At 70.8% G+C, this 9,748-nt stretch carries 9 protein-coding genes; 4 read left to right on the forward strand and 5 right to left on the reverse strand.

Annotation, left to right across the window (positions count from 1 at the left end):
• Both ACTWQJ_RS38125 and mltG read left to right on the forward strand, forming a co-directional pair.
• The coding region (locus tag ACTWQJ_RS38125) for an ABC transporter ATP-binding protein (protein WP_443311020.1) at positions 1 to 595 on the forward strand (595 nt) is incomplete at its 5' end.
• Positions 596 to 638: 43 nt separating this feature from the next.
• Positions 639 to 1,493 (forward strand): endolytic transglycosylase MltG, encoded by an 855-nt coding sequence (gene mltG / locus ACTWQJ_RS38130; RefSeq protein ID WP_443311021.1) that lies wholly within the window; start codon positions 639 to 641, stop codon positions 1,491 to 1,493.
• 49 nt (positions 1,494 to 1,542) lie between these two features.
• On the opposite strand, the gene ACTWQJ_RS38135 is transcribed toward mltG, so the two are convergent.
• Complete coding sequence (locus ACTWQJ_RS38135) at positions 1,543 to 2,622, reverse strand: NAD(P)-binding domain-containing protein (protein ID WP_443311022.1); 1,080 nt, start codon at positions 2,620 to 2,622, stop codon at positions 1,543 to 1,545.
• Positions 2,623 to 2,706: 84 nt separating this feature from the next.
• On the opposite strand from ACTWQJ_RS38135, the gene ACTWQJ_RS38140 reads away from it, so the two are divergent.
• A complete protein-coding gene (locus ACTWQJ_RS38140) occupies positions 2,707 to 3,135 on the forward strand; it encodes a secondary thiamine-phosphate synthase enzyme YjbQ (RefSeq protein ID WP_443311023.1) in 429 nt (142 codons plus the stop codon).
• 138 nt (positions 3,136 to 3,273) lie between these two features.
• Positions 3,274 to 4,380 carry an NAD(P)/FAD-dependent oxidoreductase gene (locus ACTWQJ_RS38145; protein WP_443311024.1) on the forward strand — a complete coding sequence of 369 codons (1,107 nt, stop codon included), beginning with the start codon at positions 3,274 to 3,276 and terminating at the stop codon, positions 4,378 to 4,380.
• Positions 4,381 to 4,454: 74 nt separating this feature from the next.
• Here ACTWQJ_RS38145 and ACTWQJ_RS38150 read toward each other — a convergent pair whose 3' ends face one another.
• From ACTWQJ_RS38150 to ACTWQJ_RS38165, 4 genes are all read right to left on the reverse strand, one after another.
• Positions 4,455 to 6,029, reverse strand: a complete 1,575-nt coding sequence (locus ACTWQJ_RS38150) for an SMI1/KNR4 family protein (protein ID WP_443311025.1) — start codon at positions 6,027 to 6,029, stop codon at positions 4,455 to 4,457.
• A gap of 126 nt (positions 6,030 to 6,155) precedes the next feature.
• Positions 6,156 to 6,635: a (2Fe-2S)-binding protein gene (locus tag ACTWQJ_RS38155; protein WP_443311026.1), complete on the reverse strand. Its 480-nt coding sequence runs from the start codon at positions 6,633 to 6,635 to the stop codon at positions 6,156 to 6,158.
• 12 nt (positions 6,636 to 6,647) lie between these two features.
• The gene (locus ACTWQJ_RS38160) at positions 6,648 to 9,014 is read right to left on the reverse strand and encodes a molybdopterin cofactor-binding domain-containing protein (RefSeq protein ID WP_443311027.1); all 2,367 of its coding nucleotides are present in this window, start codon (positions 9,012 to 9,014) and stop codon (positions 6,648 to 6,650) included.
• Positions 9,015 to 9,214: 200 nt separating this feature from the next.
• A partial coding sequence (locus ACTWQJ_RS38165) for a helix-turn-helix domain-containing protein (protein WP_443311028.1) occupies positions 9,215 to 9,748 on the reverse strand: 534 nt, incomplete at its 5' end.

The raw sequence follows: 9,748 nt of genomic DNA on the forward strand, positions 1-9,748 counted from the left end.
GGTGCCGCGGCTGTACGACGGGACGGGCGGCCGGGTCACCCTCGACGGCGTCGATGTCCGCGACCTGGACTTCGACACCCTCGCCCGGGCGGTCGGCGTCGTCTCCCAGGAGACGTACCTCTTCCATGCCTCGGTTGCCGACAACCTCCGCTTCGCCAAACCCGATGCCACCGACGAGGAGCTGCACGCGGCGGCCCGGGCAGCCCAGATCCACGATCACATCGCCGCCCTGCCCGACGGCTACGACACCGTGGTCGGTGAGCGCGGCCACCGCTTCTCCGGCGGCGAGAAGCAGCGCCTGGCCATCGCCCGTACGATCCTGCGCGATCCGCCGGTGCTGATTCTCGACGAGGCGACCAGTGCGCTGGACACCCGCACCGAACGCGCCGTCCAGGAGGCGATCGACGCGCTGTCGGCCAACCGGACGACGCTCACCATCGCCCACCGGCTGTCCACCATTCGGGGTGCCGACCAGATCGTGGTCCTGGACGCCGGGCGCGCGGTCGAACGGGGCACGCACGAGGAGCTGTTGGAGCGCGACGGGCGGTATGCGGCGCTGGTACGCCGGGACGCCCAACTTGAGCCGACAAGATGACGATATGCCGGGTTTGTGGGGATGTGCGGGTTACCGTGCCCGCATGCAGACGAATACTCCGCCACGGAGCACGACTCGCAGGACTCGACTGACGCGCCGGGGCCGTGCCGCCCTCATCGCAATCGGAGCCGTCCTGGCCGGCACCGCCGTGGCGGTGCCGCTGCTGACCCACGGGGACGACGAGGAGGCCAGACCCACATCGCTGGTGATCCCGGAGGGCTGGCGCGCCGGCCAGGTCTACGAGGCCGTCGACAAGGTCCTCGAACTGCCCCCCGGCACCACCAAGAAGGTCCTTCCCAGAGCCAAGCTGAAACTGCCGAACGACGCCGACGGCAACCCGGAGGGCTACCTCTTCCCGGCGACATATCCGCTGTCCGAGAAGGCGACGCCGGAGCAGTTGCTGTCGACGATGGTCGACACCGCCAACAGGAAGTTCAACGGCGCCCCGATCGCCGCCGGGGCGCAGCGCAACGCAATGAACGTCTACCAGGCGGTCACCATCGCGAGCATCGTCCAGGCCGAGGCCGCGACCAAGGCCGACATGGGGAAGGTGGCCCGGGTCATCTTCAACCGGCTGGAGCGCGGTATGCCGCTCCAGATGGACTCCACGATCAACTACGCCCTCAACCGCACCAAGTTGAGGACGACGCTGAACGACACCCGTATCGACAGCCCCTACAACTCGTATCAGCGCATGGGCCTGCCGCCCACGCCGATCGACAACCCGGGCGAGGAGGCGATGCGTGCCGCGATCAACCCGACCCCGGGAAACTGGCTGTACTTCGTCACGGTCAAGCCGGGCGACACCCGCTTCACGGCCGACTACGCGGAGCACCAGCGCAATGTCGCCGAGTTCAACGCGCAGCAGACGAGCGTGAGCCCGCAGCCGACGCGGTGACCCGTCGGAACATCGGGCGGCGAGGCGGCCGCACGGCACCGGCGGGACGTCATGCGGCGACGGGCCGCTCCTCGGCCAGCAGTCGTCTGATGTCCCGTACGGCCGCCCGCCCGGCCCGGTTGGCGCCGATGGTGCTGGCCGAGGGGCCGTAGCCGACGAGGTGGATCCGTGGGTCGGCGACCGCGCGCGTTCCGTCCACCCGGATGCCGCCGCCCGGTTCGCGCAGCCGCAGCGGCGCCAGGTGGTCGATGGCGGCCCGGAATCCGGTCGCCCAGAGGATGACGTCGGCGCTGACGTGCCGTCCGTCCTGCCACTCGACACCGTCCGGCGTGATCCGGTCGAACATCGGCTGCCGGTCCAGCACTCCGTCCGTCAGCCCCTGCCGAATGGCGTCGTTCAGCGGCAGGCCCGTGACGGACACCACACTCTTGGGCGGCAGTCCCTGCCGTACCCGTTCCTCCACGAGCGCGACCGCCGCCCGGCCGGCATTTTCGTCGAAGGGCCCCTCACGGAAGACGGGCGGCCGCCGTGTCACCCAGGTGGTGGCGGCCGCGTACGGGGCGATCTCCAGCAGATGTTGCGTACCGGAGGCGCCGCCGCCCACCACGACGACCCGCTGTCCGGCGAACTCCTCGGGCCCGGGGTACTGCGCGGTGTGCAACTGCCGTCCGCGGAAGGTCTCCTGGCCCGGATAGCGCGGCCAGAAAGGCCGGTCCCAGGTACCGGTCGCGTTGATCAGTGCCCGCGTGGCCCAGTCCCCGGCCGAGGTCTCGACGAGCAGTCGCCCGCCCGGGCCCTCCCGCACGGAGCGCACGTCGACCGGCCGCCGTACGCGCAGGTCGAACGTCTTCTCGTATGCGGCGAAGTACTCGCGGATCACCTCCGACGACGGCCGCGCCGGATCGGCACCCGTCAGCTCCATCCCCGGCAGCGCGTGCATCCCGTGCACCTTGCCGTACGTCAGCGAAGGCCACCGGAACTGCCACGCGCCGCCCGGACCGGGGGAGTGGTCCAGCACCACGAAGTCACGGTCCGGCTCAAAACCGGTCCGCCGCAGGTGATATGCGCCGGCCAGTCCGGCCTGACCGGCGCCTATGACGACAACCTCGACCTCGCGCCTGTTGTTCACGCTTCCACCAACAGCGTCGAGTCCGTGGATCTTCCCGCGCGGTCCGGCGGGCCTGGGCGGCGGCTCGTGGGCCAGGATGGAGACATGTCAGATGTGTTCAGCACCCGAGTTCTGCACGTCGCCACCGGTTCCGCGGAGAACGTCGTCGACCTCACCCGTGACTGCGAGGTCTTCCTGAGCGAGGTGGCCGCCGGCCGCGACGGCCTGCTCAACGTCTTCGTCCCGCACGCCACGGCCGGCATCGCGATCATCGAAACGGGCGCGGGCAGCGACGACGACCTCCTCGCCGCGCTGCACACCCTGCTCCCCGCCGACGACCGCTGGCAGCACCGCCACGGCAGCCCCGGCCACGGCCGCGACCACGTCCTCCCGGCACTCGTCCCCCCGCATGCGACCCTGCCCGTACTGGACGGACGGCTTGAGCTGGGGACGTGGCAGTCGGTGTGCCTGGTGGATACGAATCGGGACAATCTTGAACGCAAGGTGCGCTTGAGCTTCTTTGCGGGTTCGTGATCCTTGTCGCTTCACGGAACGCCCACACGCCCTCGCTGAAACTTTATCTTTCAAGCGTTACGCTCACCGGCAGGCGAGTGGCCGACGGAGCACCCGCACCGCGGCACTCGCTCCCCCACCAGGCACAGGAGACTCGGTGTGTATGACGGCGACGTAGTGGTGATCGGCGGCGGCTATGCGGGCGTCCGGCTGGCGAAACGGCTGGACGGGACGGCACGGGTCACGCTGGTGGACCGCAAGGAGATCTTCTTCCACCGCATCGCCTCCCTGCGCGCCGGAGTGCGCCCGGAATGGTCGGCGACGCCCTTCATTCCGTACGACCGACTGCTGAGCCACGGCAGTGTGGTCGTGGGCAAGGCGGTCCGCGTCGAGACCGGCGAGCGGCAGGTGGTGCTGGCCACGGGCGAACGGCTGCCGTACGACGTACTGGTGATCGCCACCGGCGCCGACTACCCGGAACCGGCCCGCTTCACCGGCACCACTGCCGAGGAGGCGGCCACGTCGTTCGCAGTGCATCAGCGGAACATCGCCGCCGCCGATCACGTCCTCGTCGTCGGCGGCGGGCCGTCCGGCGTCGAGCTCAGCGCCGAGATCCGGCTGGCCCGGCCGGACGCCCGGGTCACGCTCGCCCATGCCGGGCCGGCGCTGCTCCATGCCACGGGCAGTGCGCGGGCCGGGCGCAAGGCCCGCGCCTGGCTGGAGTCCCACGACGTCTCGGTACGGCTCGACTCCTTCATGTCGCCCGGCAATGACTTCGGCACCTACCGCGACGCCGACGGCAACATCGTCGAGGCCGACCTCTCCTTCTGGACGACGGGCACCACCCCCAACACGCTCTGGCTGCGCCTGGCCGGGCACGGCGACTGGCTCAACGCGGCCGGGCAGGTGAAGGTCGACCGGATGCTCCGGGTCGAGGGAAAGGCGGACGTGTTCGCGGTCGGCGACGTCAACGACGCCGGCGAGTTCAAGATCACCCCCACCGCGCTCGCCCAGCCGGACCTCGCCGCCCACAACATCCGCACCTACCTGAACAGTTCCGGCAGGCACCGAAAGCAGCCCCGCATGTACCAGCCGGTCCGGCGCAGCCCGATCATCGTGCCGTTCGGCTCCGCCGACGGACTGACCGTGCTGCCCGTACCGGGCGGCGAGACCGCGGTCCTCGGCAGCCGTACCACCGTCCTGGCCAAGGCGAAGACGCTCATGACCCCTTACATGAGGCGTCAGCTCGGTTACACCGCGAACTGAGGACGGGGACGGCCTGCAGTCGGCTCGACCTGAGGCCGCCTCAGGTTGCTTCGTCGTCGCCGGGGCGGCGCCTTTCACCCGTCGACGGTCTTCAGGGTGCCGGAGAGACGCAGGGCGTTGTCGGTGCCGAGGCCGAGGCGGGCTGCCCAGGCCAGGGCGTCGTCGAGGGTGGCGTTCGCCTCGGCCAGGTGAGCGGCGGTGAGGGTGGGCGGCACCTTGGCTTCATTCAGGAGGGTGGCCCACTGGCGGGCGGTGAGGGAGAGGTAGCGGAGGTCCGGAAGGTCGGCCAGGACGGGCAGGTCGGGGACGTCGGCTCCCGAGAGGTCGAGGCCCCGCAGGTGGGGGACGGTGCGCAGAGGGGTGATGCCGGCCGGGCCGGTGGTGGTCAGGTCGAGGGAGGTGAGGTGGGGGTGGGCTTCGAGGGGAGTCAGATCGCCTGTGGTGAGGGTGACACGCAGGGATTCGACGGGCAGTTCGCGCACGGGTGACAGGTCGGCGGCGGTGGAGCGGTTGAGGTGCAGGCGGCGGAGGTTGGGGGCGGCGGTGAGCGGGGCGAGGTCAACGAGGCCGGTGACGTTGTTGACGTGGATCGCCTGGAGGGTGGGCGGGACCTCGTCGGGGACGTCGCCGCCGATGATCTGCTGCGGTGCGGGATCGTGGTCGGGTTCGAGCAAGTGGATGTGGTCGCCGTCCTTCTCGTAAGCGCCCTGGTCAAGGAGTTCCAGGTAGTGGCCCAGGAGTGACGTGATCGAGTCGGCGACGTAGGCGGGTCCCTCGTCGTAGTCGCGGCCGGTCCGGATGATCTGGCCGGGGCGGCCGTTGAGGGCCGGAGCCGTGTCCACGGCCAGGTAGTTGCCGTCCACGCTGCTGCCGAAGCGCAGCCAGCCGGGGTGGCCGCCACAGCGGCGGACGGTCTCGGTGGGGGTGGTGTCGAAGACGACGGCCTCCCATTCCAGGTCCCAGCCGTACCAGGGCCGTTCGCCCGCGCCCCACTTGGTGTGCTCGGCGACCATGCTCTTCAGCGACAGCCAGACGTTGCCCGGGAACAGGTAGCGGTACTGGTGGCCGGTGTCGTCGCCGTCGGCGATCAGGTAGAGCGCCCGCAGGTCGGGGGGCAGGCGGCGGCCCAGACGGCGTTCGGCCTCCTCGATCGCGGCGGCGGGGGCGGGCGGGGGCAGTTCCTCGGAGTGTCCCAGGATCGCGGCGCGCCGCTCGAGGTAGGCGCGGAAGCGGGCCACGGCCAGTTCGGGGTCGCCCGCCGGCGCGCCGGTGCCGGGCTCCTGATGCCGGCCGGGCTGGGGCAACCGGTAGTCGGGGTCCAGGACCACCTGGAAGCCGCTGCTCATCCCGATCACCCTGCTGATGGCGTCGTTGAAGGCGACGAGCCGGTACTCGCCTGACGGCCGGCACTGAATCTCCAGGCTGACGGGCTCCCAACCGCGGCTTTCGCGCAGTCTCTCCGCCAGTGCCATGAGTTCCTCGTAGGGGTTGGGCAGGCCTGTGTTCCACTTCTCCTCGTGCCGGCTGTAGCCGCCGGTCACTCCGGTACCGCCCCGCCCTGCCCGCCCGTGCAGGACCGCGTGCGTCCAGCCGTTCGGGGCCTTGGCGACGATCGCCTCGACTATCGGTCGTACCGCCTGCTCCACCATGTCGTGCTCCCGTGCTGTCGATGTTGCCGGGCATCATGGCAGCCACCACTGACATCGAGAGCGGGTGTACCTCAACGCGCCGCACATCGACAACAACAAGGCGTGAGACCGACCTTCGGGAATGTGTCACGGCATGCGCCGGGCCCCCGCGACGATCGCCTCGCGGATGCGGTTGTAGGTGCCGCAGCGGCATATGTTGCGGATCTCGTCCAGGTCGGCGTCGTCGATCTCCCGCCCCTCCTCCCGCGCCCGGCGCACCTGCGCGACCGCCGTCATGATCTGACCGGGCTGGCAGTAGCCGCACTGGGCGACGTCGAGGTCGAGCCAGGCCTCCTGCAGGGGGTGCAGGTCCCTGCCGACGGTGGCGGGGAGGCCTTCGATGGTGGTGATCTCGTCGGTGGGCGTGATGTCCTTGACCGGGACGGTGCAGGGGGTGAACGCCCTGCCGTTGATGTGGCTGGTGCAGGCCCGGCAGACGCCGACCCCGCAGCCGTACTTCGGTCCGGTGACATCGAGGACGTCTCGGAGCACCCACAGCAGCCGGACGTCGTCCTCGACCTCCGCCGTGACGGCCCTGCCGTTGAGGATGAAGGTGTGCTGCGGCACAGGGACTCCTGTCTAGAAGGCGCGGTCGAGGCCGTCGGTCGGCGAGGCCGGGACCGGCGGGATGGTGGGCGGCGGCTCGAAGCCGAGCGGTTCGGCGTGGTTGACGGGGAAGGTCGTCGGCATGGTGCCGGTGGCGCGTCCGTAGGCGCAGGCGACGGCGGCCATCGCGCCCGCGACAGCCAGCTCCCCCGCGCCGCCCGGTCGGCCGGTGGTCGGCGGCATGACGACGATCTCCAGCTCGGGCGGGGTGTTCCACTGCCGGGTGTAGAAGTAGTTGTCCCAGCTCCCCTCCAGGAAGTGCCCGTCGTGGAGGTGGAGTCCGGAGGTGAGGGTGAGGGCGATGCCGTCGATGATCCCGCCCATCATCTGGGCTTCCAGGCCGAGTGGGTTGACGGCCAGTCCGACGTCGACGGCGCAGACGACCTTGGTGACCCGGGGCCCGGTGTACGCGTCGGGGATCTTCCGCCCGGTGGTCTCGGGCCGGCAGTCGATCTCGGCGAGCACGGCGACGAAGGAGTGGTACTCGGGGTGGACCGCGATGCCCTGGGCGGTGCCGGCGGGCATGGTCCGGCCCCACCTGCCGAGCTCCGCGACCTTGTCGAGGACTGCCCTGGCCCGTTCGTCCTTGAGGAACCGGCGGCGGAATGCATACGGGTCCTGGTCGCCCATCCGCCTCGCGAGCTCGTCGACGACCAGTTCCTGAGCGCAGCGCACGTTGGGCGAGTAGATGTTCCGCATCGCGCCGGTGTTGTAGCCGTTGTCGGTCTCGTTGAGCAGCATGGTGGTGGCGCCGAAGTGGTACGGGCTCTGCTGCGTGAGCTGGAAGAGCGTCTCGGAGAAGGTGAGATCGGCGACCGGCAGTGAAGCTGCTTGGGCGGTGATGATCTCGCCGATTCCATGCCCGAAGTCGGTGGCGACCGAGGTGTGGCGCTGCGCATACGTGAGGACCTCGCCGGGCGTGTAGGTGGCCCGGACCCGCGAGGTCGACATGGGGTGCGTGCGCCCCTGACGGAAGTCGTCGGCGCGGTGCCACATCAGCTTCACGGGCTTTCCCATGGCCTTCGAGATCTCGGCGGCCTCACTGGCGGCGTCGTAGAACAACTTGCGTCCGAACGAGCCGCCGCCCTCGGTGACATGGACCCTGACGGCGCCGATCGGCAGACCGAGCCGGCGGGCAATCTGCTCCTGGGTGACGACCGGGGACTTGAGGCCGGCCCAGATCTCGGCCGAGTCGGCGCGTACGTCGGCGATGGCGCAGTTGGTCTCCAGGGCGCTGTTGCTGGCGAAGTGGAAGGTGAAACGGGCGTCGACGGCCTTGGTGAGGAGCGGCAACGGTGATACGACGAGAGGCGGTTCGGCAGCCTTCAGCTTGCGCAGAACGGTCTCGTCGGATGCGCCGTCGGCAGTGCCGGGTCCCCAGGTGACCTTCAGGGCGCGGACGGCGTCGATGCACTGGTCGAAAGTGCGGCCGCGGACGGCGACGCCGGTGGAGATCCGTACGACGTCGGTGATCCCGGGCATGGTGCGGACCGCGTCGAGGTTCGCGACCGAACGGACGGTGCCGTTGATGGTCGGGGGCCGGCACACCATGGTGGGCAGCGCGTCGGGCACCTGCACGTCCATGGCGAACTTCTTGCGGCCGGTGACCGCCTCAAGGGCGTCGATCCGCCGCTGCGGGGTTCCGATGACGGTGAACCGGGACCGGTCTTTGAGGGTCACTTCGACCGCGGTGTCGGTGAGGGCGGCCGCCTTCTCGGCCAGCTCGCCGTAGGTGAGGCTGCGCCCGGTCGTGGAGACGACGGCTCCGGCGCGGGCGGTGAGCGAGCCGACCACCTCGCCGAGTTCGAGGGCGGCGGCGCGCAGCAGCCGGCCCCGGGCGACGGCGGCGGCCACGCGGATCGGGGTGAAGGTGGAGATGGTGGTGTTGGAGCCGCCGGTGAGCTGGTTGAAGAGCAGCTCGGGCCGGGCATCGGCGAGCGTGACCCGTACCTTGTCGAGCGGCAGGTCGAGTTCCTCGGCGATCAGCATGGCGCTGGAGGTGGTGATGCCCTGTCCCACCTCGGCCCGGGGCAGTGCGAAGGCGGCCGTGCCGTCGGCGTCGATGCGGATGGTGATGAGGTTCGCCGTGGGCAGGGTGGCATGCGTGAGCATGTCGTTGAGGTCGTAGATCTCGGCCGGGCCGGGCAGGGACGGGACCACGGACGGGGCCTGTGCCGCGGCCTGCGCGGAGGCCTGCCGGGGAGCGAGCGCCGCCCCGCCGAGCTGGGCGGCGACGGTCAGGGTCGGTGCCGCCAGCACGTATCCGAGGAATCTGCGCCGCCCGGTGCCGCGCCGGGCCGCGGCCTCCTCACCCTGCCGCGCATCGTCCCACGCTTCCATCGGCTGCCCCTTCAACGCGTCCTGTGGGTCTCTGGTGGCTGATCCCTGCAACTCGCAGGCACCATGGCGCACTTCGGCCGGCTGCGGGAGAGGGTTTGTCGCATGCTTCACCCGTGCGGCACGACTCCCTCACCGAGGGTCAGGTCCACCGCCGGCTTCGCTTTTGCTGCCGGGATCACGGGATTCACCCCGCGTGGTCCTTACGGCCGAGCCAAGAGGCGCATCCTCAGGGCCAGTTGGAGCCGGAACCGGCCCTCCGGGGTGCGCACCGGCCAGCCGAGCAGGGTCTCGGCCTGGGTCAACCGGTCCTGGAGTGTGGAGTGGTGGACGTTGATCTCGGCGGCCGCCGCCCGCAGGCTTGTCGTCGAGGCGACGGCGTGCAGGGTGGCCAGCACCCAGGGGGCGCGCGCCGCCGCGGACTCGAGGATGCGTACGTCCGGCGGGGCCTCGGCGCCCGGTGCGACCAGGCCGGCGAGCAGCGCAATGTCGCCGAGGCCGTCCGCGTGGACGACGTCTGGGCCGGGGTCCTGGGCCGTGCCCTCGGCGGTGAGGCGCAGGGCGATGCGGGCGGCGGCCCAGGAGCGGGGCAGGTCCGGTACGGGGACGGCGGGTCCGACGCCGAGTCGGCCGGCGGGCAGTGCGGCGTCCGGGTGCGCGGGGAGGATCCGGGGCCGGCCGTCGGGGGTGGCGAGCGCGCGGTACCTGTCGGTGAGGTCGAGGCCCAGGCAGCGGGC

This window comes from Streptomyces sp. KR55 (assembly GCF_052245645.1).
GTDB classification, from domain to species: Bacteria; Actinomycetota; Actinomycetes; order Streptomycetales; family Streptomycetaceae; genus Streptomyces; species Streptomyces flavusporus.